We start from the raw sequence: 23,244 nt of genomic DNA, 5'->3' as shown, positions 1-23,244 counted from the left end.
CCCGGGATCGCCGTCTTCTCACTGATGGACTCCTTTGATGCAGATAGGCTCCGTCTGAGCCGATGCTGTGACGCTAGACACTGGACGGTTGTCCAGGGAAGCAATGGCGAGGCTTGCCCCTGTCCGTGCACGGTGCTAGCAATGGCCTGTGAGCGAGACTCGGGCATCTGGCCAGGCAACACGGGCGGAGCTCGGCGAGCAAAACGCAGCCGCGGCGATTCTCACGGCTGCGGCGGTTGAATTCGACCGGTTCGGATTCGAGTCGACTTCGTTCGCCTCGATCGCTTCACGTGCCGACATGTCGAAGTCACTCGTGAGCTACCACTTCCCAACGAAAGCACTCCTAGCTGCTGGCGTCGTGAAATACGCATACAGGGGAGGAATATTCATGATGGATGCTGCACCCGAGTGCGATGGCCTCAGCTCATTGCCCGTCGCGGCTGCCCTCGTTGCCGACGCGCTGCTCCACAACCCGCTTGCGAGGGCCGCAGTGCGGCTGCGCCTGCATCCCGAAGTACAAGACTTCAGCATCCCGTCTCCATATCTGGGCTGGCTGGTGCGGATACGCGAAGTACTCAGTCACACGCAACAAAGCGCCCAACTGAGCGACTCTCTGGATGTCGATCGGGAAGCGAGGCTTATGGTCTCAACCTTCGTCGGACTCGCCAACGTGGCGATGTCCGCCGGAGACACGTTCAATCTGGCTGGCGACATTGCTGTTGCCACAGGCGACCGAGTCTCGGCACTTCGGCGCTGAAGCGGTCGTTGCGCGCGGCGTTTTCGAGCAGTTCGAAGTCCCCGGTACCGTCGCTCAGTGACCGCCGCTACTCGTCGTCCGCGTGCCCGTGGGTCTGCCGGGTGAGGAGCAGCCGCTTCTCGCCGAGCCAGTCCATCACGGCGAACAGCAGGCCGGAGACGACGAACGTGAGGTGCAGCACCACGCGCCAGAGCAGCTCGCCGGTGTCGATTCGGTGATCCTCGGCCAGGCCGGTGAAGTCGGCGAGCAGCCCGATGGCGGAGATCGCCACGATCGAGCCGATGAGCTTCATCTTGAGGCCCGAGAAGTCGACGTGGCCCATCCACCGCGGCCGGTCCTCGGACTTTCGGGCGGCGGCGATCTTCGAGACGAAGTTCTCGTAGCCGGCGAAGATCACGATGAGCACCAGGTTGGCGAGCAGTCCGAGGTCGAGCAGCGCGAGCACGCTCAGAACGATGTCGTCACCGGTGGAGTCGATGATGTGCGTGATGAGGTGCCACAGCTCCTGGAAGAACTTGATCGCGATCGCGACCAGGGCGACCACGAGTCCCAGATAGAGCGGAGCGAGCAGCCACCGGCTGGCGAAGAGAAACCGTTCCCCCGCGTGCTCGACCTGCTCGTACCAGCGTGTTCGGGTGGGCGGGGGTTCAAGACTCATCGGCGGCCTTCGCAGTCGTCGGGATCGGTGACGTGAGCCTACGGTGCTCAACCTGTGAAGGCGCTCAGGATGCCTCGCGTGAAAATCATCGCCAGAGATTCGCGATCTGGCGAAAATCTTTGCCAAAACTCCTTGACACCCGGATGGGAGGGGAGAAATCTCGTCAGGGGTACCCGCAGTGTTGCGGGTCGTTGAAGGAGCAAGCATGAATCACTCATCGTCCGAGCCGGACAACGCCCCTCAGTCCCCCGCCGCCGGCGCCGCGTTCTCCCGCGGACCCGGCATGTCCCGCCGGGCGGTGCTCACCGCCGGGGTGGGAGCAGTCGCGGGATTCGCCCTCGCCGGAGCCGGCCTCGGAGCCGCAGCCCTTCCGGCATCCGCCACTCCGCCGTGGTGGGCGAAACTGTCGCTGCGCCAGCAGGCCGGCCAGCGCGTCATCTACTCGTACCCGGGCGCGACTCCGCCGCAGTCCCTCTTCGACGCCATCGCGGCCGGCGAGGTCGGCGGTGTGATCTTCTTCGGCGAGAACATCAAGAGCCTCACCCAGATCGCCGGCGTCGTGGCGCAGCTGCGCGCGGCACAGGCATCCTCGCCCGTCAAGGAACCACTGCTGTTCATGACCGACCAGGAGGGCGGATACATCCGCAGACTGCCGGGGCAGCAACCGATTCTGTCCGAGAAGCAGATCGGGCTGCAGCCGGATCCGGATGCCGCAGCCACCGCAGCGGGAGCGGGCGCGGCTGCCGCGCTCCGCAACGTGGGCATGAACCTCAACCTCGCCCCGGTGCTCGACGTGTTCCGCACTCCGGGCAACTTCGACGACCAGTGGCAGCGTTCGTACAGCTCGGATCCGGTGCTCGCCGGGCGCCTCGGCGCCGACATGGTCACCGCCCAGCAGGGCGCGGGCGTGGCAGCGACGGCGAAGCACTTCCCCGGACTGGGCGCCGCGACGCAGGCGCAGAACACCGACCTCGGGCCGGTCACTCTCACCCAGTCGCTGAGCGAGCTGCGCGGAGTCGACGAGTTCGCGTTCTCCCCCGCGATCGCGGCGGGAGTGCAGCTCGTGATGACCTCGTGGGCGATCTACCCCGCGATCGACGCGACGTATCCGGCCGGCCTGTCGACCACGATCGTGCAGGGCGAGCTGCGCGGACGCCTCGGATTCGGCGGTGTGACGATCACGGATGCCCTCGAGGCGGGCGCCCTGGATGCGTTCGGAGACACCGGTGCCCGCTCGCTGCTCGCCGCAGAGGCAGGAATGGACCTGCTGCTGTGCTCTGCCCGCGACATGAGTCAGGGACAGGATGCCCTCGACGCGATCACCACGGCCGCCGGCGATGGCACGCTGAACCCCGGTCACTTCAAGCAGGCGCTGCGCCGTGTGCAGTCGCTGCGCGCGAGCCTGTTCTGATCCAAGGCGACCGCACGCCCGCCCGCGACGGCGAGAGTGCATGCCCGCCCCGAGAGCGTGGGGTTTACCCGCTGTCTCGGGGCGAGTGTGCAGTCTCGCGGTGAGCAGCAACCTCGGACGCACCGGGCGACGCCTGCGAATTATTGTGAACGTATGTCCGTGCTCTCCATCGTCATCCTGCTGCTGATGGTCGTCGCCCTGATCGACGCCATCCGCATCGACGACAGCCGGGTGAAGTACATGCACAAGATCGTGTGGATCCTGCTGATCATCTTCATCCCGCTGATCGGAATCGTGCTGTGGTTCGCGCTGGGACGATCGTACGAGGGCGCTTCGCGACCGATCCGGATGCCCCGGCGCCGGCCGCAGGCATCTGCGCCACGGATGTCCGCCCCGATGGGCACGGCGACAGTCACCGTGCAACCGGTGCCATCCCGCGACGGACGCTCGACCGAGCAGCAGCTGGCCGATCTCGAACGGGAGATCGAGGAGGACAAGCGTCGTCGCGCCTCTCTGGAGCAGCGCCGTAACGACGACACCGGCACCCCCGCCGCCTGAGCCGCGGACCCGCGCCGCGGCTTGAGTCTCAGTCCGCGCCGAGATCGAACGCGGCCGCCTCGTTCGCGGCGTCCACTTCGGCCTGCTCGGTCGATTCGCCCGGGCCTGCGCTGATCTCGCCCGCCTCGCCCGCGCCGAGGTCGCCGACCAGCAGCGCGGTCGCGCCGCCGATCACGCCGGACGCCGAGTACTGCTCGAGCCGGGCACGGGAGTCGGCGATGTCGAGGTTGCGCATCGTGAGCTGGCCGATGCGGTCCTCCGGCTCGAACGCGGCATCCCCCACCCGCTCCATCGACAGCTTGTCGGGGTGGTAGCTCAACGCCGGCCCGTTGGTGTCGAGGATCGAGTAGTCGTCGCCACGCCGCAACCGCAGCGTGACCTCGCCGGTGACAGCCGAGCCGACCCAGCGCTGGATGCTCTCCCGCAGCATGAGCGACTGCGGATCGAACCAGCGGCCCTCGTACATCAGCCGGCCGAGCCGGCGGCCCTCGTTGTGGTAGTTCGCGACGGTGTCCTCGTTGTGGATCGCGTTCAGCAGGCGCTCGTAGGCGATGTGCAGGAGCGCCATACCCGGCGCCTCGTAGATTCCGCGGCTCTTCGCCTCGATGATGCGGTTCTCGATCTGGTCGCTCATGCCGAGCCCGTGTCGTCCGCCGATGGCGTTCGCCTCCAGCACGAGAGCGACCGGGTCGTCGTACTCGACGCCGTTCAGCGCGACCGGGCGTCCCTGCTCGAACCGCACACGAACATCCTCTGCCGCGATCTGCACGTCATCACGCCAGAACGCGACCCCCATGATCGGCTCCACGATGGTCATCGGGGTGTCGAGCTGCTCGAGCAGCTTCGCCTCGTGCGTTGCACCCCAGATGTTGGCGTCGGTCGAGTACGCCTTTTCGACGGATGCCCGATACGGCAGGTCACGCGCCTGCAGCCACTCGCTCATCTCCTTGCGTCCACCGAGTTCGGAGACGAAGTCGCGGTCGAGCCACGGCTTGTAGATGCGCAGCCGCGGGTTCGCCATGAGGCCGTAGCGGTAGAACCGCTCGATGTCGTTGCCCTTGTAGGTGGATCCGTCGCCCCAGATCTCGACGCCGTCCTCGAGCATCGCGCGCACCAGCAGTGTGCCGGTCACGGCCCGCCCGAGCGGGGTGGTGTTGAAGTACGTCTTGCCGCCGGAGCGGATGTGGAACGCGCCGCACTGCAGTGCGACGAGTCCCTCCTCGACGAGAGGGAGCTTGCAGTCGACGAGCCGGGAGAGCTCGGCCCCGTACTGTGCCGCGCGACCGGGAACGGCTTCGACATCCGGCTCGTCCGGCTGACCGAGGTCGGCGGTGTAGGTGCAGGGGATCGCACCCTTCTCACGCATCCACGCGACGGCGACGGACGTGTCGAGGCCACCCGAGAACGCGATGCCGACGCGTTCGCCGACGGGAAGGGATGCGAGCACTTTGGACATGCCTTCAAGAATATGGGGCGCCGGGCCGAGCATCCGCCGCGAAGAACTTCGCGACCCATGTCGACTTCCGTGCGCGAGAGGCGACGCGATAGTAAGAGGGTGCGTTTCGCATCCACGACGAACGAGGAGACAACCATGAAGTACATGCTGATCATGCGAGCCACCGACGCCGCCAAGGAGGCGTACGAGGAGATGGACTTCAACGAGGTCATCACCAAGATGGGGCAGTACAACGAGCAGCTCATCAAGGCCGGCGTGCTGCTGGCCGGCGAGGGACTGTCGGACGACGTCGACACGACCGGGTTCGTGGTCGACTTCTCCAGCACGCCGCCGGCGGTGACAGACGGCCCGTATGGGGAGACGCACGAGCTGTTCAACGGGTTCTGGATCCTCCAGGTGAACTCCAAAGAGGCGGCCGCCGAGTGGGCGAGCCGTTGCCCGCTCGGTCCCGGCTCGAAGCTCGAGGTGCGCAGGGTGACCGACGAGAGCGACTTCGCTGACTTCGCCGACAACGAGTACCTCCAGAAGCAAGCCGAGTGGCGCGCGGCGGCCGAGAACGCCTGACGGGCGGGGCGTAGGGGCAGCCATGAACAAGATCCCGGCGAGGGTCGACGCCGTCTGGCGTATCGAGAGCGCACGCATCGTCGCCACGCTCGCCAAGGTGACCGGCGACGTCGGCCTCGCCGAGGATCTCGCACAGGAAGCACTCGTCCAGGCGCTGCAGCAGTGGCCGCGGGACGGCGTTCCCGACAACCCCGGCGCTTGGCTCACGGCGGTGGCCAAGCGTCGTGCCATCGACCAGTGGCGTCGCGGCGAACGACGCGACGACCGCTATCGCGCGATTGCGGCGACGCTTGAGACGGCATCCGAGGATGTCTGGGAGCCGATCGACGACGACGTGCTGCGGCTCGTCTTCACGGCCTGCCACCCGGTGCTCTCGCGCGAGGCGCAGGTGGCGCTCACGCTCCGCATCGTCGCGGGCCTGAGCACGGAGGAGATCGCGCGCATGTACTTCGTGCCGGTCGCGACTGTTCAGCAGCGCATCGTGCGGGCGAAGAAGACGATCGCGGAGGCCCGTGTGCCGTTCGAGACGCCGGATCCTTCGGAGTGGAAGGCGCGTCTCGATGGAGTGCTGAGCGTCGTGTATCTGGTGTTCACCGAAGGATATGCGGCGACATCCGGAAGCGAGTGGATGCGCGCTGATCTGGCGAATGAGGCGCTTCGCCTCGGCCGCATGGTCGCCGGGCTTCTGCCGCGGGAGCCGGAGGTGCACGGCCTCGTCGCGCTGATGGAGCTCCAGGCGGCGCGGTTCGGGGCACGTACGCATTCGGACGGCACCCCCATCCCGCTGGACGAGCAGGACCGGACCCGCTGGAACCGGGCCCAGATCACTCGTGGGCGAGCGGCGCTCGCCCGGGTCGACGCGCTCGGTCGCGGACGAGGCCCCTACGCGCTGCAGGCCGCGATCGCGGAGTGCCATGCGGTCGCTCCGAGCGCGGACCAGACCGACTGGGCCCGCATCGTGCTGCTGTACGAGGCACTCGGCCGGCTCGCGCCGAACCCGGTCGTCGAGTTGAACAGGGCCGCCGCCGTCGCGATGGCGACGGGTCCGGCGACTGCGCTGCAGATCGTCGACCGCCTGGCAGAGCAGGGCGCGCTCCGCGGGTCGCACCTGTTGCCGAGTGTGCGCGGTGAGTTGCTCGCACGGCTGGGCCGCACCGACGAGGCGGCGTCCGAGTTGCGGGCGGCTGCTGCGCTCGCCGGGAACGAGCGGGAGCGTGAGTTCCTGCTCGCGAAAGCCGCGCGACTCTGAGACCGGGGCCCCGCGCACCCCGCGTGCTGGAGCCCCTCGCCGACCCGGGCTATTCGGGCAGCGTGACCACCTGGCCGGCGAAGGCGAACCCGCCGCCGAAACCGAACAGCAGAGCTCGGCCACCACGCGGGAGTTCGCCGTGGTGCCACGCCTTGGAAAGTCCGAGCGGCACGCTGGCCGCCGACGTGTTGCCGGACTCCTCGATGTCGTGGATCACGATCTGCTTGCCCGTCGCGCCGACCGCCTTCGCGAGTGGCTCGATGAGGCGCAGGTTGGCCTGGTGGAACGCGACGACGTCGATGTCCTCGATGGTCACGCCGGCGACTTCCAGTGCACGCCGCACGTGGGATGCGGCCTTCGTGAGTGCCCAGCGCATGATGCCCTGCCCGTCTTGCGAGAACACCTGCGGATCCCCGTCGATCACGACGGCGTTCGTCATGCCCGGCACCGAGCCCCACACCACTGGTGACACCTTGGGCTCGTCGGAGGCGACCAGCACTGCCGCGCCCGCGCCGTCAGCAGTGAGGATGCAGGTGCGCCGGTCGCTCCAGTCCGTCACGTCCGACAGTCGCTCGGCGCCGATGACCAGCGCGCTCTCTGCGGAGCCCGAGCTGATCGCCAGGTCGGCGATGGCGACGGCGTGCTCGAATCCGGAGCAAGCGGTGTTGATGTCGATGACGGCGGGGCCGGGCATGCCGAGCGCGTCTGCCACGCGAGCCGCTGTGAACGGTGTGCGGTCGACGAGTGTCGTGGAGGCGAGAACGATGAGTGAGACCGAGTCGAGGCCGGCATCCTCTAGTGCCATGCGGGCCGCTTCGGTGGCCATGCTCGCAACGGTCTCTGAGCTGTCGGCGATGTGTCGCTCACGGATGCCCGTACGCGTGCGGATCCATTCGTCGCTCGTGTCGACGGTTTGCGCGAGCTCTTCGTTGGTGAGGATTCGTTTGGGCTGGTAGTGCCCGAATCCGGCCAGTCGTGATCCACGTGGAGTACGAGCGCTCATGTTGCGACTCTAGAGACCGGCGCATGCGCGTCGCAAAATACGTCGGTGCATGGACTGCGATAGCGCGATGCGGCTGACGCGACGTGGCGGTACGTACGACGGGACTCGCGTTGTCGCTGGCACGGGCGGTTCGTCCGGTGGAGTGGCCGGCGTGGTTCCGGGGGCGGGCCGGTTGGTCCTGTGGCGTGGCCGGGTGGTTCGGGCGGGTCGGTTCGTCCGGTGGCGTGGTCGGGTGGTTCGGGGCGGGCGGTTGGTGCGGTGGCGTGGCAGGCGTGGTTCCGGGGGCGGGCCGGTTGGTCCTGTGGCGGGGCCGGCGTGGTTCCGGCGGGCCCGTTCGTCCAGCGGCGCGGTCGGGGTGGTCCGGGGGGCGGGCCCGTTCGTCCGGTGGCGCGGCCGGCGTCGTTCCGGGGTGGTCCGGGGGCGGGCCCGTTCGTCCGGTGGCGCGGCCGGCGTCGTTCCGGGGTGGTCCGGGGGCGGGCCGGTTCGCCTGGCGGCGCGGCCGGCGTGGTCCGCCGTGGTCCGGCGTGCCGCACGGCTGCCCGCTCGTGCGCGCCGCTGCCCGTTCCTGATGCTGCGGGCGACGCCCGCGCACGATGCCTCATCCGGTTCGTTGGCGTACGTGTTCCCAGGTGGTGCTTTTCGGGTGCAGGGGTATCGGCGCCGCGCCCGTCTCGGGCGGGGGTATCAGTTCGTAGTCGGTACCGTTTCGGCGAATGCGCCAGTGGTTGTTGTGCAGGTTGAGGTGATGGAATTTGCAGAGCAGAACGCCGTCTGCGATGTTGGTTCTGCCGTGGTCGGCGTCCCATTCTTCGATGTGGTGGGCTTCGGTCTGCCAGGGCGGTCGGTCGCAGCTGGGCCAGAGACATCCGCCGTCACGGGCGCGGAGCACGATGCGTTGCGCGGGGCTGAAACCGCGTCTGCTGCGGCCGAGGTTCAGGGCACGGCCGGTGCGGTCCACGGTGATCGGGACGACCCCGTCAGTGCAGGCTGTCGTTGCCACGAAAGTACTGGGGACGGCGAATGCGGATCCTTCTAGCTGTCCGGCGTGCCCGGTAAGGCTGCTGCCGTCTCCCTCAGTGGTGGCGCCCGGCTCGCCGTCGGTTTCATGGGTGTCGACGACGGTGATGACGCGGACTGCCGGCCGATCGGTGCGGAAGGTTGTGCTGTGATCGCACGCAGCCCCGGCGCGGAGCACGTCGAGGAGGGTGTCGAACGCGAGTTGTTCATTGCTGCGCGGGTCGTCCATCATCGTCTGCGCCCACTCGAGGTCGTCTTTGGCCACGAATCGGGGCCCGCCGCGGCGGGGACTGAGCGCGAGGTCGAACAGCTGGGTGAGGAAGATCCCCGATTCGTCGTCGCAGACTGCGTGCAGGTTCAGCGCTCCGTCCCGGTCGTGCCAGGCCTTCACGGAGCGGCGTTCGTACCGTTTCGTGAAGCGTTCTTCGATCCCGTCCGGGTCGACCAGGTCCCGCACCTGCCGGGCTCGACGGAGGAGGTCCTCGTGCAGCGTGGCGCACTCCCGCTGCTGGGTTGCATAGGCGACGAGTTCGGCCGCGGCGTCCCGCAGCGCCTCGCCGGTGCAGGTGTCGGAGACGCTCTCCAGGGTGCGGAGGATGACGTGCCCGTTCTCGGTGGAGAGCGCACCGGTCATGATCGCCGCTGTGACCGGATGCTGCCACGGCAGCGCGCGCTCGGACTCCGGCAACCCGCTGATCGGGTCCTCATCGTCGAGACCATTGTTGTTCCGGCCGTCGTCGCTCGGGCCCGGCTCGGCCGTAGCAGCATCGCCGCTGCCGCTGCCGCTGCCGCTGCCGCTGCCGCTGCCTACGCCCGTGCTCGTGGCCAGGCGCTGCGCCGCGTCAGTCTCGCCGATCAACTCCCCGACCTTGACCTGCCGGGCCGCTTCACCTTTGGATTCCCCGGTCAGGGACTGCACCAGCTGCACCGCGGTGCGGTGCCCCCGGCGTTGCGCCAGCCCGCCGTGCCCGAGGGCGCGTTGCGAACGTTTCGCGGCCTCACCGGCGGCGACGGTGATCACCCGGTCGAACTCCGCCCGACCGCCCGCTGCTTGTGTGAGCAACGTTTCCAAGTCCGAGTCCGGCAGGAGACGCACCGCCTCCACCAGAGAAGATGCAGAGTCGTCGGGCGTGGTTCGCGAATCGGGGTGGAGGCTCGACACCGAGCGGCCGACACCCGCGTCTGTGGCCGACGCCGGAACCGATCGTTCGCTCGCAACCGGCTCCCGCTGCTCCAGGATGGCGCACACCATCGCGGTCATCTCGGGGAGCCGCGTGAGGTGGAATGCCATGCTGTCATCCTACCCGAGTAATAGAACAAAGTACCGAGGTGGGGATAATCCATCAAACACGGACTTGTGGACGGAAAGTCGCAAATTCGGGAGGTAGAGCACAGAAATAGAACATATCTACGACACTATGGCGATACTGTCCGGTGGACCCGTCACAACCGTCGGAACCATTGCAGTCAGCCCCGCAGCCGTCGTGCGCACCCGTTAGTGTCGGGACCATGACCGACGCTGCCGACAACCGCTCCGCCACGCCCATCCGGGCCACCACAGACGACCGCTCCGCCACGCGCGCCCGGGCCGCCACCAATGACCGCGCCCTCGCGCTGAAGGCCCTCTACGAGGCGCCCGAGATCCTGCGCGTGGTCAACGTGTGGGATGCGGTGAGCGCCCGTGTCGTCGCATCCCTTCCCCAGACGAAGGCGATCGCCACGGCCGGCCACTCCATCGCCGCGAGCTTCGGCTACGAAGACGGCGGGATGCCCGTGGATCTCGCGCTCGCCGGCGCCCGTACCATCGCCGAGGCGGTGGACCTGCCGGTGACGGCGGACTTGGACGACGGGTACGACGACCCGGGTGAGACCATCCGCCGGGCGATCGGGTTCGGTGTCGTCGGTGCCAACGTCGAGGATCGGCTGCGGCCGTTCGACGAGTCCGTCGCCAGGGTGCGCGCGATCACGAAGGCGGCCGAGACGGAGGGCGTGGCCTTTCAGCTGAATGCGAGAACGGATGCTCTCTTCCTCGGTAAGGACCGCTCCCCGGAGGAGCGTATCGAGAACGCCATCTCACGTGGTCGGGCGTTCCTCGACGAGGGTGCCGCGCTCGTCTTCGTGCCCGGCGCGCTGACCCGTGATGTGGTGGAGCGGCTCGTCGACGGCATCGGCTGGGGCAAGATCTCCGTGATCGGACTGCCCGGCGCGCTGCCGGCATCCGAGTACGAGAAGCTGGGAGTGGCGCGCATTTCGTACGGCCCGCTGCCGCAACGCGCGGCATTGCTGGCGCTGCGCGAGCTCGCCGCCGACCTGTACGGCGAGGGCGTCGTGCCTGAGGGCCTGCCGCCGCTCAACTGACGTCGGCCGCGCACTGAGCCATCCGATTCAAGCCGCGCCGAGTCATCTGATCAAAGGGGGATCATGCGATCAACACGCATCACGGCCAACCTTCCGGTCGACGACATCGAGGTGGCCAAGGGGTTCTACGCCGATTATCTCGGGCTGAGCAACGAGGAGTTCAATCTCGGCTGGGTGGCACGACTCACTGACCCGGAGACCGGCGCCCACGTTCAATTGGTGACGAGAGATGCAGGTGCACCCGAAGACTCCGTCATCTCGGTGCACACCCCCGATGTCGAGGCCGCGTACGAGGAGGCGCAGCGCCTCGGGTACGAGATCGTGCTGTCGCTGCGCACCGAGCCGTGGGGTGTGCGCCGGTTCTTCGTTCGCGCGCCAGACGGAAACCTGATCAACATCGTCCAGCACGCGCACTGAGTGGCGCCGCCGCGAGGCCCGGTGCGTCCTAAGCTCGTCCCATGGCCAGGCTCGTGCTCACCGTCGTCGGCGACGATCGCGCCGGACTCGTGCAATCGCTCGCCGACGCAGTCAGCGAGCACGGCGGCAACTGGGAGACCAGCGAACTCGCCGAGCTGTCCGGAGCGTTCGCCGGCATCGTGCTGGTGTCGGTTCCGGATGCCCGCCTCGGTGAACTGCGCGACGCGCTGCAGGGTCTCGACGGCCTCCTTCGCGTCACCGTTCACACCGGTACGGATGCCGCCCCGCACGCCGACCGTCAACTGACCTTCTCCGTACTCGGAAACGACCGGCCCGGAATCGTGCGCGACGTCACGGGCATCCTCAGTCGCCACGGATTGACGATCGACCACTTCTCCAGCGAGACGCGCGAGGCGCCGATGGCAGGTGGCGTGCTCTTCGAGGCGGATGTCGTCGCCCGCGTTCCGGAGGGAGCGCACGTCGCCGCTGCGGTTGCGGACCTCGAGCGCCTGGCCGGCGAGATCCAGGTGGACCTCAGCGTCGCGGAGTGACGCGCTCGTCAGCTGTAGTCGCAGCTGCGCTGCTCAACAGCTTCCATCGGCTCGGCAGAGCGAGCGAGCTCGCTCTGCTCTCACCTCAGTCAGCTGTAGTCACAGCTGCGCTGCTCAACAGCTTCCATCGGCTCGGCAGAGCGAGCGAGCTCGCTGTGCTCTCACCTCAGTCAGCTGTAGTCACAGCTGCGCTGCTCAACAGCTTCCATCGGCTCGGCAGAGCGAGCGAGCTCGCTCTGCTCTCGCCTCAGTCAGCTGTAGTCGGCAGTCACGGTGCGTTCGACGCCGTCGAGCCGAACACGCCCGCCGTACGGCACGATCCACTGCGGCCTGGTGTGCCCGAACGGCACGCCGACGCAGACGACCGCGTCCGAGTTGTAGCGCGTCACCTGCTCGATGACGGCGTCCCGTTGCGCGGCACGCAACCGCGCCCGCTCCGCCGGTGAGGGCACGGGCGAGTTCAGCTCGCTGACCGGCGGCCGTGCGACGAGCACGCCGGCCACGACGGAAAGGATGCCCCGCTCGCCGAGCCCGCGCACCCAGCGCATCACCTGGTCGGCATCCGGAAGCTCCTCGCTGGTCTCCAGCAGAAGGACCGTGCCCTCGAGATCGTCGGTCGCAGGCATCCGGTCGGCGAGAGCGAGCTGGTCGATCACCTCGATGCATCCGCCCCAGGTGGGGCCCTCTGCGACCGTCGCCGGACCGGACCACGTCCATGGCTCCGTCGGCTCCCGTAGGCCGAACTCCGTCAGCGCGCGGGGATCCGTCCACGGCATGCCGAAGTCCTCTGCCTCGCCGGGTTCGGTGAGCGCGATCGAGTCGCCGTCGAGAAGGGCGGCCTTGAGCGACCGCTGGTGGATGTCGTCAACGCCCGGGCCGGCACCGAGGTGCACCTGGGTTGATCCGCCGTAGAAGCTCGGCACGCCGAGGCGCCAGAGGTGGTTGTGCAGGTTCGTGTTGTCGCTATACCCGAGGAACGGCTTCGGGTTCGAGGCGATCACGTCGTCGTCGAGGTGCGGGATGACCGTGACCTGGTCGTCGCCGCCGATCGTCGCCAGCACGGCACGGATGCTCGGATCCGCGAAGGCGGCGTTGACATCCGTCGCGCGCGCCTCGGCACTCGCCCCGAGCTGTCGGGTCGTCGGGTACTCGACCGGAATGAGCCCGGTCACCTCGGTGAGCCGGCGCATCGCCTGCTCATGCACGGCGGCCGAGACCGCCGGCGCTGCGAACGCGGGTGAGAGAACGGCGACGCGGTCGCCGGGGGCGGCCTTGGGCACGGGGACGAACCGGGCTGGGGTCATCCGGTCATTGAAGCAGACGGGCGCCGTGTTCAGCCGGCGAAGACACCGTCTGGTCGAGGAACGCGTCCGCGATGGCATGGAACCGGTCGCGGGCATCCCGGCGCACGAAGTGGCCGGCGCCTTCGATCACCGTGACGCCGGCATCGAGCGATCGGGCGATGGCGCGGTGGTTTTCGGTGATGCCGATCGCGACCGTGCCCGTCACGATGTGCACTGGCACCGAGGCGTCCCTGAGCGCTCCGAGGAGTGTCGTCCAGGGGGCGGTCGGGATGACGTCGCCGTTGCGCACCAGCTCGACGTCGGTGCGCAGCTTCGCCAGTGACCATTCGGTCAGTTCGTCGTCCGGCCACCGGGGAAACAGGGCCTTGATCTCGCTGCGCCGTTCCTCCTCGGTCATCGCCTGCTGGCGCTGGAGCGTCTCCGCTGCTTCCGTCGCGACGCGCGGATCCTGGTGGGGTGTCACGGGCAAGCGCCAGAACGGATCCTCGAGAAGAACACCGCTCAGACCAGCCGCCATGCTCGCCGCGACCGCCGCCGCGGCCGATCCTCCGGCGGAATGCCCGAACACGACGAGCGGGTCGCCGTCGAGCCGAGGTGCCAGTTCGGCTAGGAGTTCAGCGACGATGACATCGCCCGGATGTCTCTGCAGCAGTTCTCGGGTCCAGCGCGGCGACTCCCCGTGACCGCGCGGATCGATCGCCAGTACGCGGAATCCAAGGGAGGCCCAATGCCGCGCTGTCACTCGAAGGGTCGCCGCCGATTCGGCAAGTCCGGGAACCGCGACGATCGTGCCGCGCCGGCCGGCATCCGCTGAGAGGGTCTCCTCGACGTGCAGCGATATCACGGAAGGACCTCGGGAAAGGCAAGTGGCAGTTCGTTGACGATGCGCTCCAGCTCGGTCGCCACATGGTCGCCTAGCCGCCGGATCTCGGTGCCCATCGATCCGGAGATGTGTGGGGTGAGGAAGACGTTGGGCATGGTGTAGAGCTCGTGGTCGGGCGGCAGCACCTCGGGTGTCGTGACGTCGAGGATCGCCTCGATGCGCCCTGTCCGCAGTTCGGCGACGAGGGCGTCCTGATCGACGATGCCGCCCCGCGAGGTGTTGATCAAGGTTGAACCATCGGGCAGCGAACCGAGCAGGGCCGCGTCGATCATCCCCTCCGTCGACGGATTCAGCGGAGGATGCAGCGTCACGATGTCGCTGGTGAGCATCAACTCGTCGAGATCCACCCGTCGTACCCCGAGGCGGCGTGCCTCCGTGTCGGTGAGGAACGGGTCGTAGACCTGCACGTGCAGGTCGAGCGAGCGGAGCCTCTCGATCACGATCCGCCCGATGCGCGACGCGCCGACGATCCCGACGGTCTTCTCTCGATTGCCCGCCGTCGGGAACTCGCGCTCGCGATCGATCCTGGTTCGGCGAGTGCGGTAGAGGCGGCGGGCCTCGAAGGTCTGCTTGCTCGCCAGCACGATCATCGCGACGGTGAACTCGGCCACCGGGATGGCGTTCATCCATCCCGCGTTGGAGACCTGGATGCCGCGGTGCCGAGCGCTCGGCGGTAGCAGGATCGAGCCCTGCCCACCCGCATAGAGCACGTAGCGCAGGCGCGGCGCTCGGTCGAGGTCGTGGTCGGTCAGCGCGGGCGCGCCCCACCCGGTGATGAGCACGTCGGCGCGTTCGAGCACATCCCGGGCATCCGGCTGGTCGAAGCCCGTGAACGGGGAAGGGTGCAAAGCCTTGGCACCATCGATTCGTAGTGCCTCGAGGTCGACGCCGAAGAGATGCTCGGCGAGCTCTGGTGGGTTCATGGCCATGGCAAAGCCGATGGTGGATCTCGGGGAGGCAGCGAGGGCGGATTCCGCCTCCGCCGTCGTGTTGCCCGGAGCGCTCGTCATGAAAACCTCATCGATCGATCTCGCGGCGGAAGTGGCCGCCGCTCTGAAACTAGTTACAAACGAGATTGAATGCAACCGATGTCGAGAAGCCCGAAAGGGTCGCGCGTCAGCTCGTCGCTGCCGGCCCGGCCGAGCCGCGTCGAACCAGGTGAGTCGGTAGCAGCACGTTCTCGGGCGCATCGAGCCCGAGTGCGATGCGCGCGCCGCGCACGCCCACCTCGTAGAAGGGCGGGTGTACGGTCGTCAGCCCCGGAGTGAGGTCGCCGACGATCGGCACATCGTCGAACCCGACGATCGAGATGTCTTCAGGGATGCGCAGTCCGAGCGCTCGGGCTGCGCGGTAGGTGCCGACCGCGATGTTGTCGGTCATCGCGACGACTGCGGTGGGGTGGGCATTCGATGACAGCAATGCCCAGGCGGCGGCCTCCCCGGCCTCCTCGGTGTTCGCGGACTCGTGCATGAGCTCCCGTGGATGCCGCAGCCCGTTGCGCTTCATCGCCTTCCGGAATCCGTCTAGGCGCTGCTCCGCGGTGGTCATGCCCTTGCCTTCGCCGATGTATCCGATCCGCGTATGGCCGAAGCTGACGAGCTCGTCAACAGCCGACCCGACGCCGGCCCGATGGTCGTAGTCGACGCTGAGGATGCCCGGTGCGCCTGCGATGGGAGGGCGTCCGCACAGCACGAGCGAGGCATCCACGTCTGCGAGATCTTTCGCGTAACCGGCGACACGGGAATCGAAAGCGGTGTCGGACTCGGTCGAGCCGACATAGAGCACGGCGCGGGCGCGTTGCTCCCTGAGCGTCGTGATCAACTCGCGTTCGCGGTCGAGGTCGCCCTCTGTCGTCGAGATCAGGAGCAGGTGCCCGTTCGCCGTGGCGACGCTCTCCGCGCCGGCAGCCAGGGACGCGAAGGTCGGGCCGATCATCGAGCGCACCACGAAAGCGATGGTCCCTGGACCTCTGCCGGTCATGGCCCTCGCAAGCCCGTTGACGACGTAGCCGAGCTCGTCGGCCGCGGCGAGCACGCGGGCACGAGTGTCGGCGTGCACGTTGCTGCTTCCGCCGAACACCCGCGATGCGGTCGCCGGTGAGACGCCGGCACGTGCGGCGACATCGCGGAGGTTCGCGCTGCCCACCCGGGCCGGGCCGCGCGATCCGCCCCGTCGCGAGCGTGGCGATTCGCCTGGAGTGGACATGGTCGGGATCGTACTCGGCGATCTGCGCAGAGCGTGAACGGTGACAGGCTCGCGTGGCGTGCCGGCCGGTTCTCCCGGTGTAACGGGTCGGGTCAGCCGCTTGACACGGGCCAGGACGTGGTCTAGCTTCGCGTTTGTGAAACTAGTTCCATAGCGAACTGAAACCCGAGACTCTCAGAGGAGCCACCGTGCAACGAGGCACCGCAGTCGCCGCACCGCGCGGCGCCATCGCCGTTCGGCGGCGGCGAAAGCCGACGAGCCGCGGCACTCTGGGCCTCCTCCTGCTGGCCCTTCCGGGCGTCATCTGGTTCGCCGTCTTCGCGTACGGCCCGATGGCCGGGCTCGTCGTCGCCTTCAAAGACTTCAACGTCAGCGACGGCATCTTCGGCAGCCCGTGGAACGGTCTGCAGAACTTCGCGTACTTCTTCTCCAGCGGTGACGCCCCGCGCATCGTCATCAACACGATCTTCCTGAACGCGTTGTTCCTGGCGGCGTCGCTCGCGGCCGGCCTGCTGCTCGCGTTGATGCTGAACGAGATCAAGGGTCACTTCACCAGACGGTTCGGGCAGTCGATCATCTTCTTCCCGTATTTCGTCTCACCGATCGTGATCAGCATCATCCTGCAGGCCGTGCTGGCCGGCGTCGGCGGTCGTGGCGGCATGGTCAACAACATGCTGAACGTCTTCGATCTGCCGCAGGTGAACTGGTACACGGAGCCAGGCGCGTGGCCGTGGATCCTCACGATCGTCAAGGTCTGGCAACTCGGCGGCTACACCTCGGTCATCTTCCTCGCTGCGATCACCTCGATCCCCGAAGAGGTCTACGAGGCGGCATCGATCGACGGCGCCAGCCGGGCACGCATGGCGCGATCGGTGACGACCCCGCTCCTGCTGCCCACAATGGGCATCCTCATCGTGCTCGGCGTCGGCCGCATCTTCTTCGGCGACTTCGCGACGATTTACGCGATCGTCGGCGACAACGGCACGCTCTTCCCCACCACCGACGTCATCGACACCTACGTGTTCCGTTCGCTCCGAACCGTCGGCGACTTCGGCACCACCGCCGCGATCGGGCTCTTCCAGTCCGTCGTCGGGTTCGTCTTCGTCTCCGCCGCGGTGCTCGTGCAGCGCCGGGTCGACAAGGAAAGCAGCATCCTGTGAGCCTCATCGCATCCGGTCGAACGCAGACCATCACCGACATCGATGCGGAGACCGTGCTCGCGGAGATCCAGCCGGCCGGTAAAGCGCCACGGCGACGCTCCCGCGCGAAATTCGAGCCGTTCACAATCGTCAGCTACGTCTGCGTGTCGATCTTCGGTCTGTTCTGCCTCGTTCCGCTTTGGATGATCCTGGCCGGCTCGTTCACCGACGAATCCGTACTGGCGGCGAACGGCTACAGCTTCTGGCCCGCACCCTTCTCGCTGGCCGCCTATCAGCTTTTGTTCACGGGACAATCGCTGGTCAACGGCTACGTCGCATCCCTGTTCATCACCATCGTGGGAACGGCACTGTCACTGTCGTGCACGGCATCGCTCGCCTGGGTCATCGCGCGCCGGTTGCCGCGCATCAGCAGGCCGCTGACGGTCTTCGCCTACATCCCGATGCTGTTCACCGGCGGGCTGGTGCCGCTGTATCTGCTGGTCACGCAGGTGCTGAACCTCTCCAACAGCTGGTTCTCGGTGATCCTGCCGGTCATGCTCGCGCCGTTCCTCATCTTCGTGGCCGTCAGCTTCTTCCGGCAGCTGCCCGAGGAGATCCTCGACTCGGCCCGGATCGACGGAGCGGGCGAGCTGCGCATCTTCTTCCAGATCGTCATCCCGCTCTCCAAGCCGATCCTCGCGGTGCTCGGCCTGTTTTACGCCGTCACGTACTGGAACGAGTGGTTCATGGCGCTGCTGTTCATCTCGGACCCGGACAAGTTCCCGCTGCAGCTGATCCTGCAGAACCTGATCTCGAACGTGACCAACGCTGCTTCGCTGCCCGGTGCATCCGCGGCACAGGCTGCAGCGCCCGTCTACCAGCTGCGCTTCGCCATGACCGTCATGACGATCGCCCCGATCCTGTTCGCCTATCCCTTCGCACAGCGGTTCTTCGTCAAGGGCCTCACCCTCGGCGCCACCAAGGGCTGACCCCAACCCACCCCCCGCAATCTGTTCACAAAGGAGTACACGGATATGTCCACGACAATCAGCCGTCGCGGCTTTCTCGCCCTGGGCGGCGCTGTTGCGATCGGCCTCGGCCTGACTGGAGCCCTGGCCGGATGCAGCAGCACGGGCTCCTCGGGAAGCCTCAGCGGAACGTCGCTCGCGATTCTGCCCAGTACGGCACCGAGCAACTGGAAGACCGTGCTCGCGAAGTTCAACGCCGGACTGAAGAAGGAGCACGGCTTCGAGCTCGACGCGCAGTTCATCAACTGGACCAACTACGCCCAGCAGTCGCTGCTCAAGTTCACCGCTGGTGCGAAGTTCGACACCGCCCTGCAGGCGCTCTGGCTGAACATGGCCCAGCTGCAGCAGGACAAGTCGCTGGTGGATCTCACGAAAGAGATCTCGAAGTGGCCCAACCTGTCGAAGCAGCTCGCACCGGAACTGATCGCGTCGAACAAGTGGAGCGGGCACCTCTGGGGCGTCCCCCAGGTAAACAGTGCCGGTCGCGTGCAGCACTTCAGCATCCGCAAGGACCTCGCGGACAAGCTCGGCTTCGACACGATCCAGGACTACGGCACGCTCGAGAAGTTCTTCTACGACGTCAAGCAGAAGGAGTCGGGCATCACGCCGTTCGCGGTCTCGTCGAACCAGACGTTCGAGCTCGCGATCGGTCCGCAGGGTCCGGTCGGTCTCTTCGATCAGAGCGGCTGGGCGGATCCGACGACGTACTTCAACACGCTGTTCGCCGGTTCCGGCCTCTACTTCAGCATGAAGGAGAAGGATCTTGCCGCCGCCTCCGCGGACCCCGTGCCGTTCTGGGAGAACGAGCGCGTCGTCGAGACGCTGCGCCGCATCCGAAAGTACTACCAAGACGGAATCATCAACGCGAACGGGTTGAACGCCGACAGTGCGACCATCAATGCCCAGTTCCAGGCCGGCAAGTTCGCGGGCGCATGGGCGATCACCGACGGCACGGCGAGCAACGCGCTCGTCGGACTACGCAAGGCGGTGCCGAGCGCGGATCTCGAGGAGGTGCTGCCCTTCGGTGGCCCGTTGACCTCGGCCAAGCCGCTTCAGACCTTCCAGGCCGACAACCTCGTGGTGGTGAATGCCAACGGCGGCAACGTCGAACGAGCGCTTGCCCTCCAGGACTACCTGTCGGTACAGGAGAACCACGATCTGCTCGAGTACGGCATCAAGGGCACGGACTGGGAGCCCGTCGGATCCGATGGTGTGAAGCAGCTGAGCACATACGCCTTCCCCGGTTTCTCGCTGCTGTGGCGCACCAAGCTCGAGCGCCGTTCGTCGTTCATGACGGAATCCGAGTCCAAGGTCTTCGACTGGGCGCAGGACTACGGCAACTTCACCAAGGCGACGCTCGCATCCTTCATCCCGAACGTCACCCCGGTCAAGCAGGCCGCGGCATCCATGAACAACGTGATCACCCAGTACGCGAATCCGCTCTACTACGGCGTGGTGGATGTCGACAGCCAGCTCGACAAGCTCAAGTCCGCCGCCGACTCCGCCGGCTTGAGCACGTTGCAGAACGAGATGAAGAAGCAGGTGAACGCCTACCTGAAGAGCCAGAAGTAGCCCGGCCGCGCGTTTTCCGGCCCCACGACGAAGTGAACGGGAGAAAGCATGAGCAAAGAGATCAGTCGGCGGAGCGTGCTGGCGGTCGCCGCGGCCGCCGCCGGAGTGGCGGCGACAAGCCCCTTCACCTGGCCGCCCGCGCCGGCGTCGGCAGCGAGCACCGGGCGTTCGGCGAGTGCGAGCACGACTAGGCCAGCGCTGCGCGCCCCGCTCGACACTGTCGTGTTCGGCGATGCGGCCTCCGAGAACGCTCATGCGTTGAGCGGCACGCTCTCCGACGTGGTCACCGGGGCGCTGTCCCAGCCCGCCCGCGTGTTCAATCCGCAGAGCACCCCAAACTGGTGGGGCGGCTCAGCGGTCTTCACCGTCAGGGTCGATCCCATTCACACGACGTACCTGACCGTGAAGCTGTGGGGCGGCGACGTCTCCGATAAGGCCGATGAATCGCACAACTGGCGCCTCCAGCTCTTCGTCGATGGCAAATCTGTCGGCTGGTACGACGAGGGCCCGGTCGACAACCTCGATCAGCTCGGTACCGACCCGCGCAGCCCGGGCCGGTTCTTCTTCCACACCCTCCCGCTCCCCGAGAGCTACACCAAGGGCAAGATGAGTCTGCAACTCGAGATCCGGTCCATGGGCCGCATCTGGGACTACGGCGGCACCACCGACACCTACTTCTACAAGCAGACGGAGCCGTCCCGCCCGGTCTACCGCGTGTACACCCACACCGACCCATACTTCTTGCCATCGGCATCCGACGTGCTCGGTGCGGCGCCGGCCACCAAGAATCGGCCGAACGAGGACGACGCTGCGATCGCGAAGCTGACCACCCAGGTGCTCGCCGAGCACAACGCACTCATCTACGGTGGCGGGGCGTACGGTGCGGACGCCTGGGGCTTCAACATGCTCGCCGAGGGCTACGCGTGGAAGGCAAGCCCCGCCTACCAGAACCCGGACGCGCTCACGGCGATCTGCGCGGCGATCGACAGCCGCTACAACGCCTGGAAGGCCGATCCCACCGTGCTCACGGGGTCCGATCAGCAGTGGCAGGGCTTCGGCAGGGTGGGCCTCGTGCTCGCGTACCTGTGGGAGGACATCCAGGACGAGCTCGACAAGACCGTCACCACCGGCCCGACCACCGTCGCGAATCCCGGCTTCGAACTCGGCACAGCCGGATGGACGACATCCAGGTGGCGAGGCTCGGGCACGGTGAGCGCCGACTCGGCCGTCGCGCACTCCGGCAACTCATCCCTCAAGATCACCGCGAACGCGAACGGCGCGACGGGCAGTGCCGTCGGCGTCACCATCGCCGGCCGGCCGCTGGTCGGCACCGGTACGTACGCCTTCGCCGTGTGGTGCAGAACCGACGCCGTCTCGGGACTCGGGCCGTACCTGGACATCCTCTTCTACAACGACGCCGGACAGATCGTGAAGTCCGATCAGAAGTTCTACGGTGCGACCGGCACGCACGACTGGCAGCAGCTGACCGCCAGCCTGGCGGTTCCGTCCGGAGCCACGAAGGCGCGCATCGACCTGCGCGTCGATGGCACCGGAACCGCCTGGTTCGACGACGTCACGATGCAGCAGGTGGACGGCACCCCGCCAGCGCCATCCGGCGAGCCGAGCCGTCGTGTCGCGTACGCCGACATGCTGCTCTCCAGCCGCGACTACTGGAAGCAGAACATGCGCCACTACTCCAACCAGGCGCAGATCACGGCGATCGGCATCTACCAATGCAATCGTGGCCTGTCCCTGATCTCACCCAAGGATGCGTGGCCGGAGTCGCGTGCCCGCGAATGGGTCTACGAGAGCATCGGCCTGAAGCCCTGGTACGGCCCGGAACTGCCGGACGGTACGCGTACGAAGCCACTCGGGACCGACTACTACGTCGTCACCCCGAAGGGACTCACTCGCGAGCTGGGCTACGTCGGCAGCTACGGCGAGGTCACCGACTGGCTCGTGATGATGTACGAGTCGATAACCCGCGGATACCAGGCCGTCGAGGCGCCAGAAGTGCGCGAGCAGATGGTCAAGATGGTGCAGGCGCGCGGCTACTTCCGGCAGTTCGACGCGGATGCCGACGGATACCGGGTCTCCCGCCTCGAGACGGTTGTCGGCTGGCGCAACGAGCAGTACCCCGGCATCGTCATCTACGCATCGCGCACCGTCTGGGACTGCAGCCCCGTCATGGCGGCGGCGGCCTTCGACGACCCGAAGCTCACCGGGTGGACGCAGGAGATGTTCGACGATGGGCAGTTCGCACCGCAGCTGAGCCTGATGTTCACGAACACCGGCAATCGGGTGCAGCTGAACGCCACGCGCATGCTGGCACGCGACCTGCCTGCATTCCGCCGGCTCGCGGCATCCAGTGAGCGGATGCCCGTGAACTGGGACGCTCCGGACTTCGCCTTCACGGATGAGGTCGACGGAGTGCTCGCCGTGAAGCACGGGCAGGAACTGTTCTTCGCCTCGCTGTACTGGCGAGCGCGGCAGGGCGTGAACGACTGGGGTCGCGTGCACCTTCTCACGCCGTCGTCCCAGCAGTCGGCCACCGTGCGGGAGAAGACCGGCGGTCAGCTCAGCTCGAGCACCTTCACGGTGCAGGACTGGGTGAACCAGGACTACACGATCAACGACAGCAACGGCGGCTCGAACTTCCCCGAGGGCGGCATCACCCCGCCCGGGGACACCGTGCACCAGGCCTACGCGGGCGAGGTGCTTCCGCTGGCGATCATCCCGGCGGACGCCCACCCCGCGCTGGGTTCCACCGAGCTCGGGGTCGAAGAGGCACTCGTCGGCATCGCCCCGTACTACGAGCTGAAGTACGGCCGGTACCTCGTGGCGATGAACACCACAGAGGACCAGACGTTCACCCTGAAGCAGACCGGAGCGGGCACCGGCGGCCTGCTGACGCCCCCGCCCGGAGGGTTCCATGGCGACAAGGACCACGTCGCCCTGGCGAGCGGGCTTGCCGTGCCGCCGCGGAGCACAGTGGTTCTCTACCTCAGCAACTGAACCCGCACGTCCGGTCGGGTCGATCCATCGAGCCGTGGTGGACGTCTGCCCGCAGCATCACGCACCACGACGAAGTACCGCGAAATCTGCAACGGAGGA

At 67.2% G+C, this 23,244-nt stretch carries 20 protein-coding genes; 12 read left to right on the top strand and 8 right to left on the bottom strand.

Translation table 11 applies throughout. From position 1 onward, the window contains the following. Nucleotides 1-148: 148 nt before the first annotated feature. On the top strand, nt 149-757 hold the full coding sequence (locus ACYVI5_RS17355; RefSeq protein WP_460581345.1) for a TetR family transcriptional regulator: 609 nt from the start codon (nt 149-151) through the stop codon (nt 755-757). A 67-nt stretch (nt 758-824) separates the two neighbouring features. Here ACYVI5_RS17355 and ACYVI5_RS17350 read toward each other — a convergent pair whose 3' ends face one another. Beyond that, on the bottom strand, nt 825-1,415 hold the full coding sequence (locus ACYVI5_RS17350; protein ID WP_460581344.1) for a YqhA family protein: 591 nt from the start codon (nt 1,413-1,415) through the stop codon (nt 825-827). A 205-nt stretch (nt 1,416-1,620) separates the two neighbouring features. Between ACYVI5_RS17350 and ACYVI5_RS17345 the strand changes: the two genes are divergently transcribed. After that, entirely contained in the window at nt 1,621-2,826 is a 1,206-nt protein-coding gene (locus tag ACYVI5_RS17345) for a glycoside hydrolase family 3 protein (RefSeq protein WP_460581343.1), read from the top strand. A 153-nt stretch (nt 2,827-2,979) separates the two neighbouring features. Next, nucleotides 2,980-3,384, top strand: a complete 405-nt coding sequence (locus tag ACYVI5_RS17340; RefSeq protein ID WP_460581342.1) for a PLDc N-terminal domain-containing protein — start codon at nt 2,980-2,982, stop codon at nt 3,382-3,384. 28 nt (nt 3,385-3,412) lie between these two features. Here the strand turns inward: ACYVI5_RS17340 and argG are convergent, their stop codons facing one another. Continuing rightward, nucleotides 3,413-4,840, bottom strand: coding sequence for an argininosuccinate synthase (gene argG / locus ACYVI5_RS17335; RefSeq protein ID WP_460581341.1), 1,428 nt, complete (start codon nt 4,838-4,840; stop codon nt 3,413-3,415). 135 nt (nt 4,841-4,975) lie between these two features. Here argG and ACYVI5_RS17330 point away from each other — a divergent pair, with 135 nt between their 5' ends. Both ACYVI5_RS17330 and ACYVI5_RS17325 read left to right on the top strand, forming a co-directional pair. Continuing rightward, nucleotides 4,976-5,404, top strand: coding sequence for a YciI family protein (locus ACYVI5_RS17330; RefSeq protein ID WP_460581340.1), 429 nt, complete (start codon nt 4,976-4,978; stop codon nt 5,402-5,404). A gap of 22 nt (nt 5,405-5,426) precedes the next feature. Continuing rightward, nucleotides 5,427-6,653: an RNA polymerase sigma factor gene (locus ACYVI5_RS17325; protein WP_460581339.1), complete on the top strand. Its 1,227-nt coding sequence runs from the start codon at nt 5,427-5,429 to the stop codon at nt 6,651-6,653. 49 nt (nt 6,654-6,702) lie between these two features. Here the strand turns inward: ACYVI5_RS17325 and ACYVI5_RS17320 are convergent, their stop codons facing one another. Continuing rightward, on the bottom strand, nt 6,703-7,656 hold the full coding sequence (locus ACYVI5_RS17320; protein ID WP_460581338.1) for a ketoacyl-ACP synthase III: 954 nt from the start codon (nt 7,654-7,656) through the stop codon (nt 6,703-6,705). A gap of 598 nt (nt 7,657-8,254) precedes the next feature. Next, the gene (locus ACYVI5_RS17315) at nt 8,255-9,964 is read right to left on the bottom strand and encodes an HNH endonuclease signature motif containing protein (protein WP_460581337.1); all 1,710 of its coding nucleotides are present in this window, start codon (nt 9,962-9,964) and stop codon (nt 8,255-8,257) included. Between the two features lie 218 nt (nt 9,965-10,182). Between ACYVI5_RS17315 and ACYVI5_RS17310 the strand changes: the two genes are divergently transcribed. The 3 genes from ACYVI5_RS17310 to ACYVI5_RS17300 all read left to right on the top strand — a co-directional run bounded on the left by ACYVI5_RS17310 (nt 10,183) and on the right by ACYVI5_RS17300 (nt 11,999). Then, nucleotides 10,183-11,031, top strand: coding sequence for an isocitrate lyase/PEP mutase family protein (locus ACYVI5_RS17310; protein WP_460581336.1), 849 nt, complete (start codon nt 10,183-10,185; stop codon nt 11,029-11,031). A gap of 63 nt (nt 11,032-11,094) precedes the next feature. Beyond that, nucleotides 11,095-11,448 (top strand): VOC family protein, encoded by a 354-nt coding sequence (locus tag ACYVI5_RS17305; RefSeq protein ID WP_460581335.1) that lies wholly within the window; start codon nt 11,095-11,097, stop codon nt 11,446-11,448. Nucleotides 11,449-11,489: 41 nt separating this feature from the next. Further along, nucleotides 11,490-11,999 (top strand): glycine cleavage system transcriptional repressor, encoded by a 510-nt coding sequence (locus ACYVI5_RS17300; RefSeq protein ID WP_460536705.1) that lies wholly within the window; start codon nt 11,490-11,492, stop codon nt 11,997-11,999. 251 nt (nt 12,000-12,250) lie between these two features. On the opposite strand, the gene ACYVI5_RS17295 is transcribed toward ACYVI5_RS17300, so the two are convergent. The 4 genes from ACYVI5_RS17295 to ACYVI5_RS17280 all read right to left on the bottom strand — a co-directional run bounded on the left by ACYVI5_RS17295 (nt 12,251) and on the right by ACYVI5_RS17280 (nt 16,391). After that, nucleotides 12,251-13,303, bottom strand: coding sequence for a S66 family peptidase (locus ACYVI5_RS17295; protein WP_460581334.1), 1,053 nt, complete (start codon nt 13,301-13,303; stop codon nt 12,251-12,253). A 4-nt stretch (nt 13,304-13,307) separates the two neighbouring features. Next, a complete protein-coding gene (locus tag ACYVI5_RS17290) occupies nt 13,308-14,147 on the bottom strand; it encodes an alpha/beta fold hydrolase (protein ID WP_460581333.1) in 840 nt (279 codons plus the stop codon). Further along, on the bottom strand, nt 14,144-15,196 hold the full coding sequence (locus ACYVI5_RS17285) for a hydroxyacid dehydrogenase (protein WP_460581332.1): 1,053 nt from the start codon (nt 15,194-15,196) through the stop codon (nt 14,144-14,146). The genes ACYVI5_RS17290 and ACYVI5_RS17285 overlap by 4 nt, the downstream gene beginning before the upstream one ends. Nucleotides 15,197-15,302: 106 nt before the next feature. Further along, complete coding sequence (locus ACYVI5_RS17280) at nt 15,303-16,391, bottom strand: LacI family DNA-binding transcriptional regulator (RefSeq protein ID WP_460581331.1); 1,089 nt, start codon at nt 16,389-16,391, stop codon at nt 15,303-15,305. Nucleotides 16,392-16,579: 188 nt separating this feature from the next. Here ACYVI5_RS17280 and ACYVI5_RS17275 point away from each other — a divergent pair, with 188 nt between their 5' ends. Genes ACYVI5_RS17275 through ACYVI5_RS17260 form a run of 4 tightly spaced genes read left to right on the top strand, consistent with a single transcriptional unit; the run spans nt 16,580 to nt 23,145 of the window. Then, on the top strand, nt 16,580-17,551 hold the full coding sequence (locus tag ACYVI5_RS17275; RefSeq protein WP_460536695.1) for an ABC transporter permease subunit: 972 nt from the start codon (nt 16,580-16,582) through the stop codon (nt 17,549-17,551). Next, on the top strand, nt 17,548-18,519 hold the full coding sequence (locus ACYVI5_RS17270; protein ID WP_460536693.1) for a carbohydrate ABC transporter permease: 972 nt from the start codon (nt 17,548-17,550) through the stop codon (nt 18,517-18,519). The genes ACYVI5_RS17275 and ACYVI5_RS17270 overlap by 4 nt, the downstream gene beginning before the upstream one ends. Nucleotides 18,520-18,564: 45 nt before the next feature. Beyond that, nucleotides 18,565-20,130: a type 2 periplasmic-binding domain-containing protein gene (locus tag ACYVI5_RS17265; RefSeq protein WP_460581330.1), complete on the top strand. Its 1,566-nt coding sequence runs from the start codon at nt 18,565-18,567 to the stop codon at nt 20,128-20,130. A 48-nt stretch (nt 20,131-20,178) separates the two neighbouring features. After that, nucleotides 20,179-23,145: a carbohydrate binding domain-containing protein gene (locus ACYVI5_RS17260; RefSeq protein ID WP_460581329.1), complete on the top strand. Its 2,967-nt coding sequence runs from the start codon at nt 20,179-20,181 to the stop codon at nt 23,143-23,145. Nucleotides 23,146-23,244: the final 99 nt, after the last annotated feature.

This window comes from Humibacter ginsengisoli, assembly GCF_054780095.1.
Note: the sequence above shows the minus strand (reverse complement) of the source record. Positions and strands in the feature narration are given on the sequence as shown.

Bases quoted from the DNA above. Each gene is read 5' to 3' on its own strand.
- ACYVI5_RS17300 (WP_460536705.1), top strand. From the start codon at position 11,490: ATGGCCAGGCTCGTGCTCACCGTCGTCGGCGACGATCGCGCCGGACTC.
- ACYVI5_RS17285 (WP_460581332.1), bottom strand. From the start codon at position 15,196: ATGACGAGCGCTCCGGGCAACACGACGGCGGAGGCGGAATCCGCCCTC.
- ACYVI5_RS17310 (WP_460581336.1), top strand. From the start codon at position 10,183: ATGACCGACGCTGCCGACAACCGCTCCGCCACGCCCATCCGGGCCACC.
- ACYVI5_RS17265 (WP_460581330.1), top strand. From the start codon at position 18,565: ATGTCCACGACAATCAGCCGTCGCGGCTTTCTCGCCCTGGGCGGCGCT.
- ACYVI5_RS17295 (WP_460581334.1), bottom strand. From the start codon at position 13,303: ATGACCCCAGCCCGGTTCGTCCCCGTGCCCAAGGCCGCCCCCGGCGAC.
- ACYVI5_RS17325 (WP_460581339.1), top strand. From the start codon at position 5,427: ATGAACAAGATCCCGGCGAGGGTCGACGCCGTCTGGCGTATCGAGAGC.
- ACYVI5_RS17315 (WP_460581337.1), bottom strand. From the start codon at position 9,964: ATGGCATTCCACCTCACGCGGCTCCCCGAGATGACCGCGATGGTGTGC.
- ACYVI5_RS17305 (WP_460581335.1), top strand. From the start codon at position 11,095: ATGCGATCAACACGCATCACGGCCAACCTTCCGGTCGACGACATCGAG.
- ACYVI5_RS17345 (WP_460581343.1), top strand. From the start codon at position 1,621: ATGAATCACTCATCGTCCGAGCCGGACAACGCCCCTCAGTCCCCCGCC.
- ACYVI5_RS17260 (WP_460581329.1), top strand. From the start codon at position 20,179: ATGAGCAAAGAGATCAGTCGGCGGAGCGTGCTGGCGGTCGCCGCGGCC.
- ACYVI5_RS17340 (WP_460581342.1), top strand. From the start codon at position 2,980: ATGTCCGTGCTCTCCATCGTCATCCTGCTGCTGATGGTCGTCGCCCTG.
- argG (WP_460581341.1), bottom strand. From the start codon at position 4,840: ATGTCCAAAGTGCTCGCATCCCTTCCCGTCGGCGAACGCGTCGGCATC.
- ACYVI5_RS17320 (WP_460581338.1), bottom strand. From the start codon at position 7,656: ATGAGCGCTCGTACTCCACGTGGATCACGACTGGCCGGATTCGGGCAC.
- ACYVI5_RS17350 (WP_460581344.1), bottom strand. From the start codon at position 1,415: ATGAGTCTTGAACCCCCGCCCACCCGAACACGCTGGTACGAGCAGGTC.
- ACYVI5_RS17330 (WP_460581340.1), top strand. From the start codon at position 4,976: ATGAAGTACATGCTGATCATGCGAGCCACCGACGCCGCCAAGGAGGCG.
- ACYVI5_RS17280 (WP_460581331.1), bottom strand. From the start codon at position 16,391: ATGTCCACTCCAGGCGAATCGCCACGCTCGCGACGGGGCGGATCGCGC.